Annotated in this window: 20 protein-coding genes; 8 read left to right on the forward strand and 12 right to left on the reverse strand. The window is 70.5% G+C overall.

All coding sequences use genetic code 11. The features are described from left to right. Positions 1 to 16 precede the first annotated feature (16 nt). Positions 17 to 208 carry a ferredoxin gene (locus A6A29_RS18725; protein ID WP_073721243.1) on the forward strand — a complete coding sequence of 64 codons (192 nt, stop codon included), beginning with the start codon at positions 17 to 19 and terminating at the stop codon, positions 206 to 208. Positions 209 to 390: 182 nt separating this feature from the next. Here A6A29_RS18725 and A6A29_RS18730 read toward each other — a convergent pair whose 3' ends face one another. The 3 genes from A6A29_RS18730 to A6A29_RS18740 all read right to left on the reverse strand — a co-directional run bounded on the left by A6A29_RS18730 (position 391) and on the right by A6A29_RS18740 (position 2,779). Beyond that, positions 391 to 1,089, reverse strand: a complete 699-nt coding sequence (locus tag A6A29_RS18730) for a methyltransferase (RefSeq protein ID WP_073721244.1) — start codon at positions 1,087 to 1,089, stop codon at positions 391 to 393. Between the two features lie 184 nt (positions 1,090 to 1,273). After that, complete coding sequence (locus A6A29_RS18735; protein WP_241838541.1) at positions 1,274 to 1,975, reverse strand: hypothetical protein; 702 nt, start codon at positions 1,973 to 1,975, stop codon at positions 1,274 to 1,276. Positions 1,976 to 2,317: 342 nt separating this feature from the next. Then, positions 2,318 to 2,779 (reverse strand): hypothetical protein, encoded by a 462-nt coding sequence (locus tag A6A29_RS18740; RefSeq protein ID WP_073721245.1) that lies wholly within the window; start codon positions 2,777 to 2,779, stop codon positions 2,318 to 2,320. A 184-nt stretch (positions 2,780 to 2,963) separates the two neighbouring features. On the opposite strand from A6A29_RS18740, the gene A6A29_RS18745 reads away from it, so the two are divergent. The 5 genes from A6A29_RS18745 to A6A29_RS18765 all read left to right on the forward strand — a co-directional run bounded on the left by A6A29_RS18745 (position 2,964) and on the right by A6A29_RS18765 (position 9,450). Then, a complete protein-coding gene (locus A6A29_RS18745; RefSeq protein ID WP_073721246.1) occupies positions 2,964 to 4,244 on the forward strand; it encodes a cytochrome P450 family protein in 1,281 nt (426 codons plus the stop codon). Positions 4,245 to 4,380: 136 nt separating this feature from the next. Next, positions 4,381 to 5,331 carry an ABC transporter ATP-binding protein gene (locus A6A29_RS18750; RefSeq protein WP_079182855.1) on the forward strand — a complete coding sequence of 317 codons (951 nt, stop codon included), beginning with the start codon at positions 4,381 to 4,383 and terminating at the stop codon, positions 5,329 to 5,331. A 71-nt stretch (positions 5,332 to 5,402) separates the two neighbouring features. Then, a complete protein-coding gene (locus A6A29_RS18755; protein WP_073721247.1) occupies positions 5,403 to 6,380 on the forward strand; it encodes an iron-siderophore ABC transporter substrate-binding protein in 978 nt (325 codons plus the stop codon). A 22-nt stretch (positions 6,381 to 6,402) separates the two neighbouring features. Further along, on the forward strand, positions 6,403 to 8,481 hold the full coding sequence (locus A6A29_RS18760; protein ID WP_073721248.1) for an iron ABC transporter permease: 2,079 nt from the start codon (positions 6,403 to 6,405) through the stop codon (positions 8,479 to 8,481). 141 nt (positions 8,482 to 8,622) lie between these two features. Beyond that, positions 8,623 to 9,450 carry a PhzF family phenazine biosynthesis protein gene (locus A6A29_RS18765; RefSeq protein ID WP_073721249.1) on the forward strand — a complete coding sequence of 276 codons (828 nt, stop codon included), beginning with the start codon at positions 8,623 to 8,625 and terminating at the stop codon, positions 9,448 to 9,450. 77 nt (positions 9,451 to 9,527) lie between these two features. Here the strand turns inward: A6A29_RS18765 and A6A29_RS18770 are convergent, their stop codons facing one another. Both A6A29_RS18770 and A6A29_RS18775 read right to left on the reverse strand, forming a co-directional pair. After that, positions 9,528 to 10,595, reverse strand: a complete 1,068-nt coding sequence (locus A6A29_RS18770; RefSeq protein ID WP_241838542.1) for a hypothetical protein — start codon at positions 10,593 to 10,595, stop codon at positions 9,528 to 9,530. 292 nt (positions 10,596 to 10,887) lie between these two features. Next, positions 10,888 to 11,505: an SUKH-4 family immunity protein gene (locus tag A6A29_RS18775; protein WP_073721251.1), complete on the reverse strand. Its 618-nt coding sequence runs from the start codon at positions 11,503 to 11,505 to the stop codon at positions 10,888 to 10,890. A gap of 840 nt (positions 11,506 to 12,345) precedes the next feature. Here A6A29_RS18775 and A6A29_RS18780 point away from each other — a divergent pair. After that, positions 12,346 to 13,935 (forward strand): ABC transporter substrate-binding protein, encoded by a 1,590-nt coding sequence (locus A6A29_RS18780; RefSeq protein ID WP_073721252.1) that lies wholly within the window; start codon positions 12,346 to 12,348, stop codon positions 13,933 to 13,935. 231 nt (positions 13,936 to 14,166) lie between these two features. On the opposite strand, the gene A6A29_RS18785 is transcribed toward A6A29_RS18780, so the two are convergent. From A6A29_RS18785 to A6A29_RS18795, 3 genes are all read right to left on the reverse strand, one after another. Next, complete coding sequence (locus tag A6A29_RS18785; protein ID WP_143197009.1) at positions 14,167 to 14,790, reverse strand: DUF5753 domain-containing protein; 624 nt, start codon at positions 14,788 to 14,790, stop codon at positions 14,167 to 14,169. A 91-nt stretch (positions 14,791 to 14,881) separates the two neighbouring features. Then, positions 14,882 to 16,081, reverse strand: a complete 1,200-nt coding sequence (locus tag A6A29_RS18790; RefSeq protein ID WP_073721253.1) for an MFS transporter — start codon at positions 16,079 to 16,081, stop codon at positions 14,882 to 14,884. A gap of 35 nt (positions 16,082 to 16,116) precedes the next feature. Beyond that, positions 16,117 to 16,524 carry a MerR family transcriptional regulator gene (locus A6A29_RS18795; RefSeq protein ID WP_073721254.1) on the reverse strand — a complete coding sequence of 136 codons (408 nt, stop codon included), beginning with the start codon at positions 16,522 to 16,524 and terminating at the stop codon, positions 16,117 to 16,119. Positions 16,525 to 16,616: 92 nt separating this feature from the next. On the opposite strand from A6A29_RS18795, the gene A6A29_RS18800 reads away from it, so the two are divergent. After that, entirely contained in the window at positions 16,617 to 17,627 is a 1,011-nt protein-coding gene (locus tag A6A29_RS18800) for an alpha/beta hydrolase (protein WP_241838543.1), read from the forward strand. A 94-nt stretch (positions 17,628 to 17,721) separates the two neighbouring features. On the opposite strand, the gene A6A29_RS45290 is transcribed toward A6A29_RS18800, so the two are convergent. The 4 genes from A6A29_RS45290 to A6A29_RS18820 all read right to left on the reverse strand — a co-directional run bounded on the left by A6A29_RS45290 (position 17,722) and on the right by A6A29_RS18820 (position 21,926). Further along, positions 17,722 to 17,886, reverse strand: a complete 165-nt coding sequence (locus tag A6A29_RS45290; RefSeq protein WP_158074416.1) for a hypothetical protein — start codon at positions 17,884 to 17,886, stop codon at positions 17,722 to 17,724. A gap of 220 nt (positions 17,887 to 18,106) precedes the next feature. Then, positions 18,107 to 19,468 (reverse strand): aldehyde dehydrogenase family protein, encoded by a 1,362-nt coding sequence (locus A6A29_RS18810; RefSeq protein ID WP_073721256.1) that lies wholly within the window; start codon positions 19,466 to 19,468, stop codon positions 18,107 to 18,109. Positions 19,469 to 19,521: 53 nt separating this feature from the next. Continuing rightward, positions 19,522 to 21,297 carry an asparagine synthetase B family protein gene (locus A6A29_RS18815; protein ID WP_073721257.1) on the reverse strand — a complete coding sequence of 592 codons (1,776 nt, stop codon included), beginning with the start codon at positions 21,295 to 21,297 and terminating at the stop codon, positions 19,522 to 19,524. A 95-nt stretch (positions 21,298 to 21,392) separates the two neighbouring features. Beyond that, a complete protein-coding gene (locus A6A29_RS18820; protein WP_073721258.1) occupies positions 21,393 to 21,926 on the reverse strand; it encodes a hypothetical protein in 534 nt (177 codons plus the stop codon). Positions 21,927 to 21,983 lie beyond the last annotated feature (57 nt).

The following is a 21,983-nucleotide window of genomic DNA, read 5'->3' on the forward strand; positions in this document are numbered from 1 at the left end:
CGGAAAGGAGCCGACCATGACACGGATCAGTATCGACACGGATGTGTGCATCGGCGCGGGACAGTGCGCGCTGACCGCCCCGGACCTGTTCACCCAGGACGACGACGGCTACGGCGAACTGCTGCCGGGTACGGAGGACGGCACCGTCGGCCCGCTGGCGGGCGAGGCCGCCCGGGTCTGCCCGGTGCAAGCGATCACCGTCACCTAGCACCGGGCCGGGTCACCGGGGTCCGGTCATCGAGGCCGGGTCCCCGGGGCTCCGGTCGCCAAGGCCCCGGACACGCTGTGCGAGGCCCGAGGAGCCAGGGTGCTCTCCTCGGGCCGTCGGGTGCCCGGCGTCGTACGTCTCCGGCGAAGGCTCGGTCGGGCAGGCGGCCCGAGGGACACGGATCAGGCGGGGACCGCCTCGATCACCGAGATCGCGGCCGGTGCCGGCAATCGAGTCACCCCGGCCAAGAAGAATCCGGCGCGTTCGCACAGCGAACGGAATTCCGCCTCGGTCCGCTCGCGTCCTCCCCCATTGACCAGCATGTTGAAGTCGCTGACGTACATCATCGGCGGCAGCGACCCGTCGACGGTCTCCGGCAGCACCGGCTCGATGATCAACAGCCGGCCCTCGGGCGGGATCACCGCCCGTATGTGCCCGAGGATCGTGACCACCCGATCGTCGTCCCAGTCGTGCACGATGCTCTTGAGCAGATAGACGTCCGTCCCGGCGGGCACCGCGGCGAAGAAGTCCCCGGTGGCGACCTCGCAGCGCCCGGTGACGCCGGCGGCGTCCAGCACCGGACCGGATTCGGCCGACCCCTGGGGACTGTCGAACAGCACGCCACGCAGATGCGGGTGCGCCGTCAGGATCGCCGCGGTCGCCCTGGTGCCCTGGCGCATCGAGGCGTTGAACGCCCTCGACAACTCCGGGTGCTTCGCGAGGAAGCCGAAGAAATCGCTGCCGAACAGGTCGTCGAACGTGACGCGTCCCGTGCGGACGCTGTCGTCGAGGTGGCCCCAGGCGCTCACCATCGTCGGGTCCAGGAACATGCCGACGAACTCGGCGACCGAGTCGGGGCGGTCGGTGCGCGGCAGTGCCACGGGGCGTCAGGGCGAACACGCCGGGCTTCGGTTCGGTGGCCAGGCCCGAAGCGGCCAGCGCCCGCAGCAGGCGGCGGGTGGCGCCGGGGTCGGTGCCCAAGTACGGCCGGGGTGTTCGGACATGCCCCACCCTGGCGGGCGAGCATGTCCGGACGGGGTCGCGCCGGTACGGTCGGGCCGGCCCTCAGGCCAGCGTGTATCCCAGTACGCCTCCGTGGATCTGACCCTCGCAGTTGGGCTGGATGGAGTCGAAGATCTGGCGGTTCTCGTTCCGCAGGCAGCGGAGCAGCTGAACGGTGCCCACGCCGGCCGGCTGGGTGGTGTAGAGCCAGCCGAGGCGGGTCACGTACTGCTGGCCCTCACAGTTGACGTCCGTACTGGTGAAGTGGTCGCCCCTGACCTGGCAGAGGTACAAGGGTGTGGTGTCCGGGGCCGCGTAGGTGTACAGCGAACCGAGCGGCCCCTGCAGCTGGTAACCGTTGGGGTGGTACCAGCTGTTGCTCTGGGTGTCGGAGCTCTTGTGATAGCGGTTGAGCACGAACGTCGGACCGGGCGTGTACGGATCCCCGGCACAGAGGTACTCGACCGCGACCTGCACGTACCCGTTCGGGAGCTGATTGACGATGGTGGGGCCCTTGACCAGGGTGCACCGGGCGGGATCGAATCCCTTGGCCACGGCACTGTCCATGGCGGTACCGACGGCCGACTGCACGGCGACGTTGTACGGGCCGCTTCCCAGACCACCGATGGGGAGCTGCACCGGGCCGACGGACGTGGCTGTCCGCTCGGCGGGGGCCGACGCGGCTGTGGCCGGAGTGATGAGGGCCAGGGTGAGCGCGGCGACGGCCGCGGCCAATCCTGTGAGACGGCGGGTCAAAGGCATCATGAAGAACCTCTTCCTCAGGTAGATGGAGTCGCGCGGCGGAAACAGGGCGATCCATGGGATATCCAGAGGAGGAGCTTGATTCGCCGCAGCCCGCGCGCCACAGCTAAGCATGAGCACGCCTCTCCGACCAGAAGGCCACGCAGCGCGGGAGCGGGAGAGGGAGCCTGATGCGGAGCGTGGCGAGAGGAGATCTCCGCGCATGGGAACTCCCGTACGGTGAACGGGAGTTCTGTATTCCGCGACCGATTGCCTCTCGTTGCCTGTCCGCACCGGGCGGGGGATCCCATTCGGTCGGCCCGACAGTCCGCAGGGCCACGCAGTCCGTGCCGCTCGCGCCCGCGACTACCGCGCCAGGTCCGGATCGGCCGGTGGCCTGATCTCGATCACCGTGGCGGTGCCGAGAACCGGCCTGCCCTCATGCATCGTGATCACGTCGCCGGGCTGAAGACGGCGCCACTGCTCGGGGCCGAGAGGAGCCAGGCGCACCGTGGCACTCTCGCCCGGCGCCATCCACGGCGCCCGCTCGACCCACAGTCGCGCGACGTTCACAGCCCGCTCCCCGTCGGGTGCGCGGTTGCCGATGCCCCACAGCGGCTTGAGGCGGCCATCCCCGGAGAGCGCGGTCCTGCGCCCGCCCTCCTCCGTCCTCAGCAGGCTCAACCTGGCCCGGAAGGTGCCGTGTCGCACTTCCCCGGCGCGCCAATCGCACCAGCGGGCGCTGCGCTCCAGCATCATCTGCTGGGCAGCTTCCGAGAGCAGCGACCAGAAGTGCAGGGGAAGGGGACAGCTGTCCCCGATCTCCATGCCAGGCATTCTTCCGGGGGCTCGGTCATGGCGCCCGGCCGGGTGCCATCGGTGGGAGCCGCTGGGGGCATATCGGATGCGAATATGCCCGTCCGGGTGGATTAGCGCCCAAAGGGATGCGCGAGGTTCGACCCGGAGGCGAAGATGCCGTAGCCGAATCCCCACATGTTTGGAGAATTCTGGTATGGCCGTTCAGGACCTGGACACCGGCGAAACCGGCGACGGCGACACCGGCGACGCTCTGTTGGACCTCTCGGATCCGGCGCTGGTACGGGATCCGTTCACCGCATACGCGCAGACCGACGAGAACGAGCCGATGGCGCGCGGGTGCGTGCGAGGGGTCGACCCGATGTGGGTGGCCACCCGCCACGACGACATCCGTACCGTCATGAGCGATGCCCGCTTCACCATCGACGCCGCCACCGTCCCCGGCGCACCGGTGGCACACCGCACCGAGCAGACCTGGCAGGCCCGCGGTATGCACCTGGGCCAGGAGAAGTATCTGCGCGCCGGGATCTTCGACGCGGACGGTGCCGATCACCGCCGGCTGCGCGGCCTGGTCACCGCCGCGTTCTCCCCCGGACGGGTGGCGTCCTTGCGCCCCAGGATCGACGCCATCGCCGCCCAGTTGCTGGACCGCCTGCCGGACCACACCGAAGACGGCGTCGTCGACCTCGTCGAGCACTTCGCCCGGCCGCTGCCCATCACCGTCATCTGCGAGCTCATCGCCGTCCCCGAGGCCGACCGCGACCGCTGGCGCGCCCGCAGCAGCACACTGACCGCCGGTACCTGCGGTGACGAACTCGGCGACGCGCTCGCCGGCATGGTCGACGACGCCCACATCCTCATCGAGAACCACACCGCCAACCCCGGAAGCGACCTCATCTCCGACCTGGTCAGCCCGCACCACCGGGACCGGCTGAGCACCGACGAACTGGTCGCTCTCGTCGTCAACCTCGTCGTCGCCGGGCACATCACCACCGTCAATCTCATCACCAACGGCACCGAAGCGCTCCTCGCCCACCCCGACCAACTCGCTCTGCTGCGTGAAGATCCCACGCTCATGCCGCACGCCGTCGATGAACTCATGCGCTACTGCGGCCCCGTCGTGCGCGCACTGCCCCGGTACGCCATCTGCGACACCGCCCTCGGCAGTACCCCGGTGCGCGCCGGGGAAGCCGTCCTTCCGATCGTCTCCGCGGCCAACCGCGACCCGGCCGCCTTCACCGACCCCGGCCGCTTCGACATCACCCGCACCCGGCGTGGCCGCGAACCCCACATCGGATTCGGACACGGCGCCCATCGCTGCCTCGGCGCGCATCTCGCCCAGGAGGAGACCGCCGCCGCCCTGACCGCCCTGCTCAACCGTTTCCCCGGCCTGCGGCTCGCCACTGATCCGCAGCACCTGCAACGCGGCACCAACCCCGTCAACTGGCACCTGAAAGCCCTCCCGGTGCGCCTGTAGCCCCGCGCCGCGCGAACACGCCCGGTACGGAGCCCCGGCACCCGGTACGGAGCCCCGGCGCCCGGCGCTGCGGCAGGCGCAGGGGCTCCGTACCGGCGATTTTCAGTCATAGTAAGGTTAGGCTAACCTTCGACTTGTGAAAGCCGGTGAAGCACTTACCCAGGCCGCACACTCTCGCGGTCACACCCTGTCCGCCACGGGCGTCACCGTGGCGTACGACGGTGTCGACGTCGTGCACGAGGCGTTCCTTGAGCTCTCACCCGGCCAGGTGACCGTACTGGTCGGGCCGAACGGCAGCGGGAAGTCGACGCTGCTGCGGACCGTGGCGCGGTTGCAGCGTGCGCGCAGAGCGGCGCTGACCCTCGACGAGGGTACGGACGGTTTCGCGCTGACACCTCGCGAGTTCTCGCGGCACGTGGCGCTGCTGACCCAGGGACGGCCCACACCCAGCGGGCTGACCGTGCGGGACGTCGTGGAGTTCGGGCGGTATCCGCACCGGGGGCGCTGGGGCCGGGCCGATGAGGGCGGGCGTGCGGCCGTGGACCGGGCGCTCGGGATGACGGGGGTCGCCGAGCTGGCCGAGCGGGGTGCCGAGCACCTTTCCGGCGGTCAGTTGCAGCGGGTGTGGCTCGCGGGGTGTCTCGCCCAGGAGACCGGCGTACTGCTGCTGGACGAGCCGACGACCTACCTCGATCTGCGGTACCAGGTGGAACTGCTGGACCTGATAAGGGACTTGGCGGACGACCACGGGATCGCCGTCGGGGTGGTACTCCACGATCTGGATCAAGCGGCGGCCGTCGCCGATCGGATCGTGCTGCTCCGGGCGGGACGGGTGATCGCGGACGGAGAGCCCGAGCACGTGCTCACTCCGGAGCGGCTGACGGACACGTACGGCATCCGGATCGAGGTCTCCACCGATCCGCTGACGGGGCGGCTGCGCACCCGTGCGATCGGCCGGCATCACGCACGACGGACGTCGGACGGCAACAAGACGTCCGACAGCGACAGCGTGCAGGACAGCGACAACGCGCATGGCGGAAGCAGCGCGCAGGACGGCATCACGACGCAAGTCAGCAGCAACGCGTAGATCAGCAGTACGACGCAGGACACCAAGCGGAACGCGCGCGACGCGCACAGTGAAAGGCTCAGTACCACCTCATGAGACGACTCCTCCTCACCGCCGCCGCGGCCACCGCCGCCACGATCGCCCTGAGCGCGTGCGGGACGACCGAGCCCGCCGCGGACAAGTCGAAGAAGCCCGCCGAGCGCATCACCCTCACCGGCGCCTCCGGTACGAAGGTGGAGCTGGACGGTCCCGCGAAGAAGGTCGTCGGGACCGAGTGGAACGTCGTCGAGCACCTGGTATCGCTGGGCGTCGAGCCGGTCGGTGTCGCCGACGTCAAGGGGTACAAGACCTGGGACACGGCCGTTCCGCTGACGAACGAGCCGAAGGACATCGGCACCCGCGGTGAACCGAGCATGGACACCGTCGCCGCCCTCGCGCCCGATCTCATCGTGGCCACCAGCGACCTGCCGGCCGCCGCCCTCACGCAGTTGCGGAAGATCGCCCCGGTCCTGGACCTGAAGGCCGCCGACGCGGCCGATCCGCTCGGGCAGATGACCGACGAACTCGACCTGATCGCCAAGGCCACGGGCACCACCGAGCAGGCCGACAAGCTCAAGAAGGGCTTCGAGGCGAAGCTCGCCGAGGGCAAGCAGGAGCTGGAGAAGGCCGGGCACACGGGCACGGAGTTCGCCTTCGCGGACGGGTACGTGACCGGCAATCAGGTCTCCATCCGGCCGTACACCAGCGGCTCTCTGATCGGCGCGGTGAACGAGAAGCTCGGGCTGAAGAACCCCTGGACGATGAAGGGCGACCCGGCCTACGGCCTCGCCGCCACCGACGTCGAGGGGCTGACCAAGCTCGGTGACGTGGAGTTCGCGTACATCGGCAGCGACGGCGACAAGGGCAGCACACCGTTCACCGGAGCGCTCGCCGGCAACGCGGTCTGGAAGTCGCTCCCCTTCGTGAAGGCGGACAAGGTGCACCGGCTGCCCGACGGTGTGTGGATGTTCGGCGGCACCGGGTCGATGGAGTCGTATGTCGACTCGGTCGTCGCCGCGCTGAAGAAGTGATGACGGAGCGCGCGTAGACATCATGGCCGTCACCACCACCGCCCCCTCCGCCCCCACCACGGCTGCGGCTTCCCGGAAGGGCGGCGCGGTCGCGGTGACGGCCACGCTCGTCCTGCTGGTCGCCGCCCTCGCGCTCGTCGACATCGCACAGGGCACCTCCGCCGTCGGCGCCGCAGAGGTGTGGAAGGCGCTCACCGGGCAGGCGGACCCGGCGGACGCCTCCGTCGTCATCGCCTCACGCCTGCCGCGCATGGCCGCTGGACTCTTCGTCGGAGCGGTGCTCGGCATGGCGGGCGCCGCTCTCCAGGCCGTCAGCCGCAATGTGCTCGCCGCACCCGACACCCTCGCGGTCAACGCCGGTTCCTACCTCTCGCTCGGGCTGGTCGCCGTGACCGGTGTCTCGCTGCCGCTGCTCGCCTCCTCCGGCGTCGCCTTCGTCGGCGGCCTGGTGGCGGCGGCCGTCGTGCTGGGGCTGTCCGGCCTGGGAGCCGGGACCGTGCGGCTGGTTCTGGCGGGCAGCGCTCTGACCCTCGGTCTCACCTCCGTCACCGAAGGTCTGCTGCTGCTGTTCCCCGTGCAGACGGAGGGGCTGTACGCCTGGAACCAGGGCAGCATCGCGCAGAACGGTTTCGGCGGCGTGCTGTGGATGGTGCCGCTCGCCGTCATCGGGCTGGCCGGGCTGCTGATGGTCGCCCGCAGGGTCGACGCCCTGGCGCTCGGCGACGACGCCGCGCGTGGACTGGGCGTACCGGTGCGAGCCACCCGCGTGACCACGGTCGTGCTGTCCGCGCTGCTGTCCGCCGCCGCCGTCACTCTCGCCGGTCCGATCGGCTTCGTCGGACTGTGCGCCCCCGCCGTCGTACGCCTGTTGGCGCGTCGCTACCGCGGGTTCTCCCGTGTGCGTACGAGCGTGACGCTGTCCGCACTGGCCGGTGCGGCCCTGGTGATCGGCTCGGACGTCGCGCTGCGGACGCTGGTGTCGTCGGACACGGCGGTGGCCGTGCCGACGGGTGTGGTGACGAGTCTCGCCGGCGCCGTCTTCCTGGTGGTGCTGGCGACCAGGGGCCGGGACACCGGGGCCGCCGCCCCACCCGAGCGGTTGCGCATCCGCAGCAGGGCCGTGTTCCTGACCGTGGCCGGGACGCTGGTGGCGGTCCTGATCGGGCTGGCCGTTCTCTCCGTACTCCTCGGCGACACCAAGCTGCTGCTCGGTGACGTCATGAACTGGACGCAGGGCAGGGCCGGCCGGGCCGTCTCCTTCGTCCTCGACACCCGGGTGCCACGGGTGCTCGCCGCTCTCCTCGCGGGTGCGGCCCTCGCGCTGTCAGGCACCCTGGTCCAGGCGGTGACCCGGAACCCGCTCGCCGAGCCGGGCGTCATCGGCGTCTCCGGCGGAGCCGCACTGGGCGCGGTGACACTGGTGACGACCGTGCCCACGGCCGGGCCGATGGGCCTCGCCGCCGCGGCCTTCGCGGGCGCCGCCCTCGCCTCCGCACTCGTCTTCGGGCTGTCCGCGCGCGGCGGCTTCCAGCAGAACCGCCTGGTCCTGGTCGGCATGGGTGTCGCCACCGCGAGCTCCGCCCTGATCAGCCTGCTCATCGTCCTCACCGACCCGTTCAACGCCACCAAGGCGCTGACCTGGCTGTCCGGTTCGACGTACGGGCGGACGCCGACCGACCTGCTGCCGCTCGCCGTCGTCCTGGTGGCGGCGGTCGCCGTGACCGTCACCCGGCGTACCGAGCTCGACCTCGTCTCGCTCGACGGGGACACCCCCAGGCTGCTGGGACTGGGGCTGTCCCGGGCGCGCCTCGGGTTCCTGGCGCTGGGCGTTCTGCTGAGCGCCGCGGCCGTCGCCGCAGCCGGGACCATCGCCTTCGTCGGACTGGTGGCGCCGCACGCCGCGCGCGCCCTGGTGGGCCGTCGGCATGTGCGGGTGGTACCGGTGGCGGTGCTGCTGGGCGCGGTGCTGGTGGGTACGGCTGATGTGGTGGGCCGGACGGTGATCGCCCCGGCCCAGCTCGGGGCAGGACTGCTCACGGCGGTCATCGGGACGCCGTATTTCCTGTGGCTGCTGGTACGGAGCCGGGGAGAGGCGCGGTAGGGGTACGCGCTCCGACCGACACCCCTGCCCGCCCGCGCACGGCACGGGGGTGGGGGACCATCGGGTCCGCTACTGAAATCCAGTCCACTTTCCTCGGATTGGACTTGGATGGACGGTGATTGGCGTCAGTATGGTCGCGGTATGCGTATTCACGTCGTTGACGCCTTTACCGACCGGCCCTTCGCGGGCAACCCTGCGGGCGTGTGCCTGCTCGATTCGGGGGAGTGGCCCGAGGATGCCTGGATGCGGCGGGTCGCCGCCGAGCTGAACCACTCGGAGACCGCGTTCGCGCGGCCGCTCCCCGCGGGGGCGGACGCCGACTGGGAGATCCGCTGGTTCGCCCCGCTCGTCGAGACCAACCTCTGCGGCCATGCCACATTGGCCACGGCGCACACGTTGCGGCGGGAGCGCGGGGTCACCGGGACGGTGCGGTTCCGCAGCAGGTGCAGCGGCATTCTCACCGCGCACGCGCAGGAGGACGGCAGCATCACCCTGGACTTCCCGGCCGCGCCCGGCACCGAGGTCCCGGTGCCGGACGGTTTGCCGGAGGCACTGGGGGTGACACCGGAGGCCGCGTTCCGTACCGGTGCGCTCGGCGACCTGCTGACCGTCCTGCCCGACGAGGCCACCGTCCGGGCCGTGACGCCCGACCTCGACGCGGTGGCCGATGTGACCCGGCGTGAGGACCTGCGGGGCATCATCATCACGGCCCCGGCGCCCGAGCCCGGCCTGGAGTACGACTTCGTCTCCCGCTTCTTCTCGCCCGCCGAGGGCATCCTTGAGGACCCGGTCACGGGCAGTGCCCACACCGCGCTGGCCCCCTACTGGTCGGCCCGGACCGGCCGCGACGGGCTCACCGGCCTACAGGTGTCCGCGCGCACCGGGCTGGTCAGGACCTCCGTGCACGGCGACCGCATCCATCTCAACGGACACGCGGTCACCGTCCTCGACGCGACGCTGCTCGCCTGACCGGCCGACCCCGAGGGCCCGGTCACGGCCGTTCGAGCGGCTGGGACAGGTCGTCGAGCCGAACGGGCCGGGCGTACTCACGTCGCCTGTCCTTGCGCCGTGTCGGCCGCGGCGGGGTTCGAAGTGCCGTCCAGGAAAGCCTTCCCCGGACGCAGTGTCCAGGGAACCGGCTGGGTGTTGGTCAGCCACTCGTTGGCGATGAGGCGCTCGACGATGTGCGTCCGCAGGGCGCGGCGCTGCTTGCCCCAGCCCATTCCTTCGCACAGCTGCCTGATGGAGGGGCCGTGCCCATGCTCGGCGCGGAAGGCGGCGGCGAACTCGGCGGTGCGGGGACCCCGATCCGGATTGTTCTCCTTCCACGCGGTGTAGGCGGCACGCGCGTGCGTCTTGCGCTGGGCGGGAATGGGCTTGCCGATGAAGGCCTCGGCCACCCGCCATTCAGGGATCGAACACAGCGGACAGCGCTGGACGTTGTCGATATGGCGACGCAGGGCGGTGCTCGCCCGAGCCTTCCACTCCTCCCAGCGCAGGCGTTCGGCCGGCACCAGACCGTGTTCATCGGGCTGCGGCTTGGGCTGCTGCTCGCGCTCTTCCCGCTCCTCGTCGCCGGGGCGCGGGTACTGCCCCGAGAGGTGGCGTACGACGGGGGACAACAGGTAGCTGTCGCCGTCGAGTTCGGACACGAAGCCCTTGGCCAGCAGTTCCGGAAGGGCGGCGTGGCAGTGTGCCGGAAGTCCGGCCGGAAGAGCGCCGCAGCGGTCGGACGTGCTGTGCGCGGCCAGGTACAGGGCGGCCAGGCGCGTTGCGGGCGAGGTCTTCTTCACCGGTTTGGCGGCGAGCGCGCGGGTCGTCCACCCCGACACCCGTGAGCGCATGTTCTTGCCGAAAGGGAGCCTGCGGTCAGTGTCGTCGGCCAGATCGGGCACGACGACGCCCACGGGCGTATCGGGATCGCCGTGGAGCAGATCACCCTGTGGCTGCCACCCCAGAGCGGTCACCGCACCGAGGGCGGCTTCGGCGTCGCCCAGTCGCAGGGAACGAAGGTCCGCTCCGGTCAGATTGCCCACCCCGCCCCGGGCGGCGCGGATAGCGATGACCATGGCCAGTAACTGCGCGTCGGCTCCGGTCAGCGGCAGCGAGCCCACGTACTCCAGAAGGGTGCGGGCGGCTGCTCCCTGCCGGGCCGACAGGAGGAACGGTAACGGGTCGCTCTGCACTGTCGGTGCGGCGGGAGCATGGGATGAGACAGACGGAATGTTCGACACACCAACTACAACGTGCGTGGAGCGCCGGGGTCACCACGCTCGGGGCCACATCTCAAGCCAAATATCCGTCCGTTCATGTGGCCGCCCGGCAACCGGCCGTCGACGTGCGCCGGTTCCGTGCCCGTACCGCGCGGGCAGGGCCGCGACCGGCGGCGGGTGAGAACGCGCCGCGCTACTTTCGTCGGCCCCTGTAATAGGTGGCGTAGAGGCCGTCCTCGATATCGCGGAAGAAGGCGGGCCAGAGACTGTCCGCGGAGAGTGCGACGGGGTCGGCGTCGTCGAACTCCGCGCGAATCCCGCCCGTGAAGCGTTCCATCGAGCGGTGCGGAGCGCCGGCAGACCCGGGGACGTACGTCCTCTCGGCACTCAACTCCTGCCGGTACAACAGCTCCAGCATCCGCCGGAGCGACGACAGGTCCGAGTGGACCGGGCGGAAGTCCCCGGAGAAGAGCGCGATCTCGTCCGGGATGGCGTGCACCGTTCCGTCGCCGAGGTGCAGGAAGAGATACCAGCCCTGTACGGCTCCGAAGAGGAGGAGATCCCCGAACTCGCACTCGACGATCTCCACGTCATCGCCGAGGTGCACCACGGAGGACAGCTCGAAGGCGCACTCCTCGGCCACGATCGGCGGGGCCATCCGGAACGGACTCTGCGGGAAGCCGATGTCGCAGAGCGCAGCCAGGTCCTCAGGCCGCCGTACGACATCCCCGAGGATCTCGCGCGAGGCCCGGACACGCCGCGGTCCCGCCTCGTCCGGGCGCGGGCATTCCTCATCGACGTCGAAGATCATGCGGTGCGTCCCTCCGGGTAGTTGCTCTTCCGCCGCCCCGGACCGGGACACCCGACATCATCTCTCAGGCATCGCGACGCCGTGGGCGCCGGTGCGGAAATGCCGGTCCGTCGCCGCACCGGCACCGGTACGGGAGGGTGCCGGTCCGTTCCGGCGCCCTCCGCACCCGTAAGCCGTCGCCCGTGCACCGCCCGCCAACAGCAGCGCGCCGGGCCGCTTTTTCCGCGCGGAGTGGCTACGGGACACCCCTTACGGATGCCGGGAGATGTCGGGAGCTCCGGTGCTCCGTGGATGCTCCGAAGGGTTTCGGCCTAGACGGCGCGACTCGGGAACGGGTCGGCGGTCCGGACCCGGTGGCCGGCCGCCGTCGACAGACGGAGAGGTGGCACGGATGCCGGGAGCGATGCCCGGACCACAGCCTCGGCGACCCGCGTACCTTCCTCGGACCTGTTCACCGAACGGCCGCTCCGGGGCGACGGCCGGGTCGGCCGGGTCGACCACCATGATGTGATATCTGGCAAACCAGGCCAACATTACGGGCAGTCCATGGGAATTTTTGTCTGATGATGTGCCACCGCACGGCGCGGTCTCCTACTAGATTGTCAAGCTGCACCACGGGACCGATCATGGTCTGTCTTTGTTCACCGGCCGGAAATCTGGCAGTCAGTCACCATGGCCAGAATTTCAGGTGAACAGCGCGTCCGGACAGGCTGTCGGTCCTACCGCCGAGACCGGCCGGGTTGACAGTGCTGGGCGGTCGAGGTATTCGCAGTATTTCCTGACCTGATCCGGTTGTCCGGGGACACCCACACGGCCGGCCGAGATTATGAGGCACGTTCTGTGAAGGTTCGTACGAAGCGGTCGAGCCCCCTGATCGCCGGGGGACTGGCAGTGGTGTTGCTGACGGGTTGCGGCTCCACGGATCAGATATGGACATTCAAGTCCAAAGAGAAGATGGTCGTCGGGATGTCCGACGACATCCTCGCGACCGATCCGGCGGCGGGGTACGACCCGGGGTCATGGCTGCTGTTCAACAACGTCTTCCAGTCCCTGCTGAGCTTCCCGCCAGGGGCTTCCGCCCCGGTGCCGGAGGCCGCCGAGGAGTGCAAGTTCTCGAACGGCAGCAAGACCTATACGTGCACCCTGCGTGAGGGGTTGAAGTTCAGCAACGACAACAGCCTCACATCGGCGGACGTCAAGTATTCCTTCGACCGGGCCATCAAAATCAACGACCCGGCGGGCCCGGCGCCGCTGCTCTCGACCATCTCATCGATCAGTACACCGGATGACAAGACCGTCGTCTTCCGCCTCAAAGTCCCCGATGCGACATTTCCCAGCAAGATAGCCTCGGGTGCCGGTTCTATCGTAGACCGCCGGATTTATCCCAAGGACAGTCTGCTCAAGGATGGCAAAACGGTTGGCTCCGGACCCTACAAGCTGGACTCCATCGACAAGGAGAAGGCCGTCTTCTCCGTCTACTCCGGCTACCACGGAACTGCCGAGGTGAAGAACTCCGGTGTGACGCTCCAATTCTTCCGCGGCAACCAGCAGGACCTTAAATCGTCACTGGAGAAGGGCGACGTCGACATCGCCTACCGTGGTCTCACCGCCAAGGCGATAGCGGCGCTGGACACTTCGCCCACCGCGGAGACGGACGGCATCGACGTGGTCCAGGGGAGCAGCGCCGAAGTCCAGCACATGGTCTTCAACGTCGCGGACCCCGTGGTCGGCAAGCTCGCCGTGCGCAAGGCCATGGCCTATCTCATCGACCGTTACTCGCTCGTCAGCGAGGTCTACCAGTCCACGGCGACGCCGCTCTACTCGATCATCCCGGTCGGGATCACCGGCCATGGCACCTCCTTCTTCGACACCTACGGCGACAGCCCGCAGCCGAAGAAGGCGAAGGAGGTGCTGCGGGACTCCGGCATCACCGACAAGGTGAAACTCACGCTCTGGTCCACCCCGAGCCGCTACGGACCCGCCACCGACGACGAACTGCAGACCATCGCCGATCAGTTGAACGAGAGCGGACTCTTCGACGCCCGGATGAGGTCCGTCCCGTACGACGAGTACGAGCAGGGCATCGCCGACGGCAAGTACGGCGTCTATGTGAAGGGTTGGGTGCCGGACTACCCCGACCCCGACAACTTCACCCAGCCGTTCTTCGGCCAGGGCAACGTCCTGTCGAACAACTACGAGAACGGCGAGATCATCAAGCAGATCATCCCGCAGACCTCGTCCATGACCGACCGCGCCAACACCCGGCAGGAGTTCATGAAACTGCAGGACATCGTGGCTCAGGAGCTGCCGCTCCTGCCGCTGTGGCAGGGCAAGCAGTACGCGGTCGCCCACGAGAACGTCCGGGGACTGCAGAACTGCCTGGACACCTCGACAGTCTTCCGGTTCTGGGAACTGAGCACCGCGGAGTAGCCCAGGCGTCCGGTACGGGGTCGTCGGCGGCGTTCCATCCCCCGGCACGTGCGGTTCCCGCAGGTGCCGGGGGATGTCGCTGTGCCCCTTCGACGGAGTCGGCCGGTGCCACTGCCGACCGTCAACGCGTCCGTGTGCCGGGTCGATACGCAACTGGGGGGTTGCTTCGGCCCGCCTGATACGTGGTCGGGACCGGCCGGAAGGCCACCGGGCCAAGGATCGGCCCGAACGTCACGTCGCTTCCATCGTGCGGGTGATGAGGTCCTGGGCATCCTGGCCGTATACCGCCGATGGCTGGAGCAGGCCGAAAGCCTTGCGGAAGACCGCGAGCCTCTTCGGATCCGTGATCGTCTCGGCGCCCCGAAAACCTTCCACCTCGGCGCGACGATCGTCAAAGAGGGAGAAGCCGTCGCCGGGGTAGATCTTGAGTGCGGCACGTGCGGGGATGATCCCCAGGGTGAGTCCGGGGAGGGCGGTGGCGGCATGCAGCCTTCGCAACTGCCCCCGCATGATGTCTGCTCCACCGATGTTCGTGAGCAGCGCTTGTTCCCCCAGCAGGACGTGGTAAGTGCGCCCCTCCTGTCCGATGTACTGGGCTCGTGCCGTCCGCGCGGCAACACCGGCTTCGATGTCGGCAGGGATGTCGTGGAAGTCGACGACGAGCCGCAGCATGGCGGCGGCGTACTCCGGGGTCTGCAGGTTGCCCCAGACGACGTCGGGGCAGTAGCCGACTGTGTCACGGGTGTTCCTGACCAGATCCAGGAAGCTCTGTTGCACGGGGCCCGTGCCTGACGTGAGTAACGTGCCCCAGGAGCGGTCCGGGGGAGGCGATGATGGCTGCATGCCGACGATCATCGCAGTGTGAGACGGTTCCACGGGTGGGCTTCTGTGTGATTCAGGCTGTGGGAACCCGCGAACACGTCGTCGGCGCTGCGGCCCGATCTGTTCAGCGCGCAGGGGGAAAGCCGTTGCGGTGTGCGAGTGCGGCCGTCACGGCGGCTGTGGCGAGCAGGGCGGCCGCCGTCCAGGGCAGTGCCCCGGTTCCGGCGCCCGTGAGGACCACGCCGCCGAGCAGTGATCCGCCGGCCATGCCGATGTTCCAGCCGGTGACCCACAGGGAGTTGGCGGTGTCGGGGTCCTGCGGCGCCGCTCTGAGCCCCGCGGTCTGCATCAGCGTCGGTATGCCGCCGTGGGTCGCGCCCCAGAGGAGCGCGCCGAGCAGTACGGCCACCGTGCTGCGCGGGAACAGGCCGAAGGACGCCAGGCACAGAGTGGCCAGGGTCAGCAGGCCGAGCGTCGCGGTACGCAGCCGGCGGTCGGCCGTGACTCCGGCGAACCAGACACCGCCCATGGAGCCCAGGCCGAAGACGAAGAGCACGGTGCCGGTGCCCACGCCCAGTTCCGCCCGCTCCACGAAGGGCGCGATGTAGGTGTAGAGCACGTAGAAGCCGAGGACCGTCGCGATCGAGGCGGTGTTGATGGCGGCGATACCGGGCGTCCTGATCGTGGACAGCAGCCCGCCGCCGCGCCGCGCCCGCTCTCCCGGCAACCGGGGGAGGTACCGGAACGCCGCGGCGCCGAGGGCGAGGGCCAGAGCGGTGAGCAGTGCGAACGTCCAGCGCCAGCCGATGAGCCCGCCGAGCGCGGTGCCCGCCGGAATGCCGAGCGAGAGCCCGACGGTCATGCCCGCCAGCGCGGTGGCGATCGCTTTTCCGCTGCGCTCGGGGGCCAGTCGCGCGGCGTAGGCGGGGACCATGGCCCACAGCAGCCCGGCGAACACTCCCGAGACGATCCGGGCGACAAGCGTGAGGGAGAAGTCGGCGGATACCGCTGTCACGGCGTTGGTGGCGGCGAAGCCCAGGAGCAGCGCCAGCAGCAGGGTGCGGCGCGGCACGATCAGTGTCCAGGCCGTGACCGGGATCGCGGTGAGGGCCGCGGCCAGGGCGTAGACGGTGACCAGCAGGCCGGCGCGGGCTTCGGTCACGTGCAGGTCCGTGCTCATCACGGGCAGCACACCGGCCGGCAGGGCTTCGGTGAGGATGGTGACGAACGCGGCGCCGGCCAGCACCAGCAGCCCGCCCAGTGGCCAGTGCGGGGTGGAGAGCGGCGTGTCCGCGGCAGGGGAGGAGTCGGTCGTCGAGGTCATGACCGGACACTAAAACCCTCACGCTTACGTGAGGGTCAAACGGCCGCCGGCGCCACGGCCGCCTCGCGGTCACGGGCCGCCTCGGCCGCGGTCCGCGCGGCCCGCAGGTAGGCGTCGATGGCACCCCGGTTGCGGGTGAGGCACCGGATGCGGCGGTCGAGCTGTTCCCGCTCGGCCGCGACCTGGTCGAGCATCTGCGCACAGGGGGCCTGGGGGAGCAGATCCGCCGGACCGTCCAGGAAGGGCAGAATGTCGCGGATGATCCGGGTGGGCAGTCCGCATTCGATCAGCCCGCGGATCTGCCGGACCACCTCGTCCGCGCCGTCGCAGTAGTCGCGGTAGCCGTTGCCGCCCCGGGAGGGCCGGATCAGCCCCTCCTCCTCGTAGTAGCGCAACGCCCGCACGCTGACCCCGGTCAGCCGGGACAGCTCTCCGATCTTCATGTGACCCACTCCACAGCGACTGCGTTTGACCCTTACGTCAACGTGAGGGTTCTACGTTACGGGGACACCAGCCCCGAAGGAAAGGCGCTCCCGTGTCCGACTCCAGCATCACCCACCGTATCGACCCGCAGGTCCGCCTCGGCCTGGACGCTCTCCATGAGCTGACCGGACCCGGCGGCCTGGTCGACTTCGACATCCCCCGCCAGCGCGAGCTGTACGAGGAGATGAACCGGGCGGCCCTCGCGGCGCTGCCGCCCAACGACCGCGTGGAGTACGAGGACCTCACCGTGCCCGGCCCGGCCGGCGGACCGGACGTCGCCGTACGGGTCTACCGGCCCGCCGGCACCAAGGGCACCGGCCTGCTCCCCGGCATCCTGTACATCCATGGCGGCGGCATGATCACCGGCAGCGTCCGGACCGACCACCGGCAGGTCCTTCCCCTCGTCGAGGCGCTCGACTCGGTCGTCGTCTCCGTCGAATACCGGCTGGCTCCCGAGCATCCCGACCCGGCTCCGGTCGAGGACTGCTACGCGGCACTGCTCTGGATGTCCGGCGAGGCCGCCGCCCTCGGTATCGATCCCGGCAGGCTGGCCCTCTTCGGAGGCAGCGCCGGCGGGGGCCTGGCCGCCGGGGTGTCCCTGCTGGCCCGGGACCGCGGCACCCCGCCGCTCGCGTTCCAGATGCTTCCGTACCCGATGCTCGACGACCGCAACACCACCCCGTCCAGCCATGAGATCACCGACATCGGGATATGGGACCGCGCGGCCAACCTCCAGGGCTGGCAGGCACTCCTGGGCGACCGGGCCGGCACCGACCGGGTCAGCCCCTACGCGGCCCCCGCCCGCACCGACGACCTGAGCGGGTTGCCGCCGACCTACCTGGACGTCGGTGAACTCGACCTCTTCCGCGACGAGAACATCGCCTACGCCCACCGGCTCATGCAGGCAGGCGTTCCGGTCGAGCTGCACGTCTACCCCGGCGGCATCCACGCCGGTGAGCTGCTCGCCCCCGATGCCGAACTCAGCACCCGTATCACCGACTACCGCATGAGCGCCCTCCGCCGGGCCCTCAACACCCCGCCCACGCCCAGCACTCGCCGGTAGCCGCCCGTCCCGCCGCCGGGCCCCGAACCGGCCGGAGGCGCCCCCGCCGGGGCCCGTCGCGCGGTGGGACCCGGCGAGGGCCGTCGCCGTTCGGTCAGGCGATGGGGGTGGTCCTCGTGCAGTTCGTCCACGGCTTCCAGGGGCGGTTGCCGCCCCAGTCCCGGAGACCCGGGATGCCCGCGGAGACGCTCGCGGTGATGCCGACGCTGTCCGTCTTCATCCGCTCGACGGTGACGGTGCCGTCGGACCACTGCTGCACCTTGAGCTCCTCGCTGTGATTCAGCTTCCAGAGCGCTCTGCCCCCGGTCGCCCCCGACCCGGGTCCTGCCGGTCCTCCGCCCACGTCTGCCGCTCATGCCCCACCCACGCCTTCCGCCGCCGTCCCCCCGGTCCTCCCCAGGACCGTAAAGGGGCGCGCGGGCCCACCAGAAGGGCCCCTGGGCCCAACCGGAGGCTCAGCTCCCGCGTGTGCCGGGCGCTCAGCTCCCGGGTGTGCCGGGCGACAGCCGTACCGTCACCGTCTTGGGCCGTTGGTACTCCTGGAGCGCCAGCGCGCTCAGGTCCGTGCCGTGGCCGGACGAGCCCCGCCCGCCGTGCGGCAGCTCCGCGGTCTGCACCAGATGGCAGTTGAGCCAGGCCTCGCCCGCGTCGAGACGGGCCGCGAGGTCCAGCCCCGTGCCGAGAGCGGTCGTCCAGACACTGGCCGCCAGGGCCTGGGGGACACTGTTGGCCAGGTCCAACGCCGCCTCCACGGTGTCCGCGTGCTGGACCGTGAGGAGCGGGCCGAAGACCTCCTCGGTGACCGCCGGGTCGTCGTCCGGGAGATCCGCCAGCAGCAGGGCCGGGCGCCAATGGCCGCGCTCCTCGCCGGGCCGCGCGGCGAGACCGGCCGCCGGACGCCGCTTCGCCGCCGACGAGGCGACGAGGGAGTCGTACCGCGCCACCTGGTCCGGGTTGTTCAGCGGGCCGAAGTCGCGGCCCGCCAGCCGGGCGCCCATCGCCTCCGTCAGACGGGCCACCGTCGACTCGTAGTTCTCGGCGAGCGTGATGACCCGGGCCGGGGCCGCGCAGCTCTGCCCCGCGTTGTACGTGGCCGCTTCCGCGAGCGCGGCATACGTGTCCGCCGGGGCGTCCGGGAGCACGAGCGCCGGGGCGTTGCCCCCCAGCTCCAGGCTGATCCGGCGCGTCCCCGCCCGCGCCGCCACATCCAGCCCCGCCCGGCCGCTGCCCGTGAACGCGACCATGTCCACCGGTGACTCGACCAGCAGTTGACCCGTTCGCCGGTCCCCCGCCAGCGCCTGGAGCACGCCCTCGCCCAGCGCCCGCGCGGCGTGCTCCGCCAGCAGTTCCACGGTGTCCGGAGTGGTTTCCGCCGGCTTCACCACCACGGTGTTGCCCGCGGCGAGCGCCGGGGCGCAGCGCCAGGCCGCCATCATCAGCGGGTAGTTCCAGGGGACGATCACCCCGACCACGCCCATCGGCTCCCAGCGCACCCAGCTCTCGTGCCCCGCCACCAGCCGGCCCGCCGCCGGGGCCGTCCGGGTCCGCGCCGCCGTCGCGTAGAAGCGGAACAGATCCGCCACCTGCTCGATCTCGCCCGCCGTCTCCGGGTCCGGCTTGCCCGTCCCGGCCCGCTCACGGGCCGCGTACTCCGCCGCGCCGTCCTCGATCAGCGTCGCCAGCTGTTCCAGCCGTCGCGCCCGGTCCCTGGGGGTCAGGGCGCTCCAGGTGCCCAGCGCCGTACGGGCCGCCGCCACCGCCGCGGTCACCTCCGGCTCGCGGGAGACGGCCGCCGTGCCGCGGATACGCCCCGTACGGGGGTCCATGAGTTCCGTGTTCATCGCTGCTTCCCGCTCGTTGTTTCCGACACCCGTCGAGTCCCGTCGCCCGCACCTCACAACGCGTACGAGCGCAGCCACAGTTCCAGCGTCAGCACCAGCCACAACTTGCCGCCCTGACGGGGCAGCAGTGTGCCCTCGCCCTTCATCCAGGTGCGCACCGTGTCCGGGCGGAACAGACCCCGGCCGACCGCCTGCCGGCTGAGCAGCAGATCGTTCCCGAGATCGCGCAGCGGACCGGTCAGCCACTGCTGCACCGGCACCCGCATCCCGCTCTTCGGCCGGTCGACGACCGTGCCGGGCAGCAGGTCGCGCACGGCCTCCTTGAGGATCCACTTCTCCGCCGAACCACGGAGTTTGTACGTCGGTGGCGTCGCGAACGCGTGGTCGACGACCCTGCGGTCGAAGAGCGGTGAGCGGCCCTCGATGCCCTGCGACGCCGTCAGCCGCTCCACCTTCGTCAGGATGTGGTGCGCGCCCTTGGTCCGCAGATTGCAGTGCAGGAGCTGGTTGAGGAGATGGTCCATGCGGTGCGGGCTGCCGTCGCCCGGTGTCAGATACGGCTCCACGAACCGCTGGGGGCGCGGGGCGTCCCGCAGCGCGTCCAGGGTCCGCGGGGTCAGCAGCGCCGGAAGGTCCGTCCAGCACTTGCGGTACGAGCGCAGATACGCCGTCGCCCGGTCCTCGTCCCACGGCGCCCCCGCTTCACGGTGCATCTCCTGCACCAGCATCGGAAGGTTCTTCGGGCCGCCGAACACGGGGTCGCCGCCCTCGCCGTTGAGGACCACCGAGGCACCGTCCGCGGCAACGGCCTCCGCGAGCAGCAGATTCGGGACCGTCAACGGGTCGCCCACCGGGCTGTCCAGGAGCCCCGCCGCCTCCGCCAGCCGTGAGGCGACCGTCTCCCCCGACACGTTCAGGACCCGGTGACGGGTATGGCAGTGGGCGGCCACCAGCCCCGAGTAGCCCAGTTCGTTGGGGAGTTCGTCGCCGAAACTGATCGAGTACGTGTGCACCGGATGGTGGTGGAGCTTCGCCGCCAGCGCGGTGACCAGGGAGCTGTCGATCCCGCCGGAGAGCAGGACCGCCGCAGGTTCCGCCTCCGGGAGCCGGTCGGCCGTCGCCCGCTCCAGGAGCGCCCGCAGGGCCAGGACATGCTCCGTAGGATCCCGCGGCACCGGCTGTCCGATGTGTTCGCGGGGCTCCCAGTACACCGTCTCGGTGACCGTGCCGTCCTCCGCCAGCCGCAGCACCCGTCCGGGCAGGACCTCCCGCACGCCGGTCAGGAGCGTCTCCTCGCCCGGCAGATAGGCGAAGGTGAGGAAGGAACGGACCGCGGACAGATTCATCGACGTGCCGAGCGCGGGCCAGCGCCGCAGCGCCCTCAGTGACGTCGAGGCCGCCCACGCCCCTTCGGCACGGGCGTAGAAGAGCGTGCGCGCGCCCACCTGGTCGCGGATCAGGATCAGATCCCTGCCGTCCAGCACGGCCAGCACGAACATGCCCTCGGCGAGCGCCACCCCCGCGTCGCCGAGCCGCGCCCAGCAGCGCAGCAGCAGCTCGGCGTCGGAGCACCGGGCGGGTACGGGGGACCCCTCGGCATGCAGCGCGGACAGGAGGTCTGGGCGGTTGTGGAGGGTGACCTCGCCCACCGCCGTCAGGCCGTACGCCGTGAACGGGCCCTCGGCGCGGCCGGGTTCGCCCGCGATCAGTCCCAGATCGGCCCCGGCGACATCCACGGACACGCGGCCGGTCCCGGCCGCGCCCATCGCCTCGATATGGGTGCGGGCCTGCCGGGTGGCCGGGGCCAGGCAGACGCAGAAGCGTGCCATGGACGGCTCCTCTCCTTGATGTTCCGTGCTGCGTACCGCTGCCGTTGCCCCTGACCGCGTCGCCGGGGCTTCCGGTCGTGCCGACAACGGCGGGCTCAGCCGAAGTCGTCGTCGCTCCAGGCGTCGTCGTCGTTGTTCCAGCCCGCGTCCCAGTCCCCCGACCCGCCGTCACCGGAATCGCCGCCCCCGCCCGAGTCGCCGGACGACGACTGGCTCTGTGCCTGCTGTTGGCGGAGCGCTTCCTCCTCCGCCGGGCTTATGCTCAGCGGCGGCAGGTGGGCGGCGGTGATGGCGAGGCCCGCCACGCCCAGGCCCGTGAGCATGACGCCCATCCTGCCGCCGAACGACGTCCGGTTGACCATCACGGTCTCGCCGCGGCCCCACAGGGTGCGGCCGTATCCGATGTCGCGGGCGTACGTCACCGTGCCGTCGGCGAGAGTGCGCTTGATGATGCGGTTGCCGAGGAGCTCGTCGGTGCCGGCGGAGTTCCGGTTGTCGTGCCACCGCACGAGGTCGCGGTGGGAGCCCTCGCGGTGGCGCCACTCCTCCCGGCCGTCCTCGTAGCGCCGGTGGACGCTGCCGTCGGCGAGCAGTTCGTCGGAGTAGCCGATCTCTTGAGGTCGGATCATCGTGTGCGTTCCTCGGGTCTGTGGGGCGGTCGTGGCCGCAGGTGCCAGGGCTCGCTC

The organism is Streptomyces sp. TSRI0281 (assembly GCF_001905125.1).
Taxonomy (GTDB): domain Bacteria; phylum Actinomycetota; class Actinomycetes; order Streptomycetales; family Streptomycetaceae; genus Streptomyces.

Excerpts from the sequence above, each read along its gene's own strand:
- A6A29_RS18810 (WP_073721256.1), bottom strand. The coding sequence starts at position 19,468 with ATGAACACGGAACTCATGGACCCCCGTACGGGGCGTATCCGCGGCACG.
- A6A29_RS18785 (WP_143197009.1), bottom strand. The coding sequence starts at position 14,790 with ATGATCGTCGGCATGCAGCCATCATCGCCTCCCCCGGACCGCTCCTGG.
- A6A29_RS18760 (WP_073721248.1), top strand. The coding sequence starts at position 6,403 with ATGGCCGTCACCACCACCGCCCCCTCCGCCCCCACCACGGCTGCGGCT.
- A6A29_RS18775 (WP_073721251.1), bottom strand. The coding sequence starts at position 11,505 with ATGATCTTCGACGTCGATGAGGAATGCCCGCGCCCGGACGAGGCGGGA.
- A6A29_RS18815 (WP_073721257.1), bottom strand. The coding sequence starts at position 21,297 with ATGGCACGCTTCTGCGTCTGCCTGGCCCCGGCCACCCGGCAGGCCCGC.
- A6A29_RS18745 (WP_073721246.1), top strand. The coding sequence starts at position 2,964 with ATGGCCGTTCAGGACCTGGACACCGGCGAAACCGGCGACGGCGACACC.
- A6A29_RS18820 (WP_073721258.1), bottom strand. The coding sequence starts at position 21,926 with ATGATCCGACCTCAAGAGATCGGCTACTCCGACGAACTGCTCGCCGAC.
- A6A29_RS18725 (WP_073721243.1), top strand. The coding sequence starts at position 17 with ATGACACGGATCAGTATCGACACGGATGTGTGCATCGGCGCGGGACAG.
- A6A29_RS18735 (WP_241838541.1), bottom strand. The coding sequence starts at position 1,975 with ATGATGCCTTTGACCCGCCGTCTCACAGGATTGGCCGCGGCCGTCGCC.
- A6A29_RS18790 (WP_073721253.1), bottom strand. The coding sequence starts at position 16,081 with ATGACCTCGACGACCGACTCCTCCCCTGCCGCGGACACGCCGCTCTCC.
- A6A29_RS18765 (WP_073721249.1), top strand. The coding sequence starts at position 8,623 with ATGCGTATTCACGTCGTTGACGCCTTTACCGACCGGCCCTTCGCGGGC.
- A6A29_RS18740 (WP_073721245.1), bottom strand. The coding sequence starts at position 2,779 with ATGGAGATCGGGGACAGCTGTCCCCTTCCCCTGCACTTCTGGTCGCTG.
- A6A29_RS18795 (WP_073721254.1), bottom strand. The coding sequence starts at position 16,524 with ATGAAGATCGGAGAGCTGTCCCGGCTGACCGGGGTCAGCGTGCGGGCG.
- A6A29_RS18755 (WP_073721247.1), top strand. The coding sequence starts at position 5,403 with ATGAGACGACTCCTCCTCACCGCCGCCGCGGCCACCGCCGCCACGATC.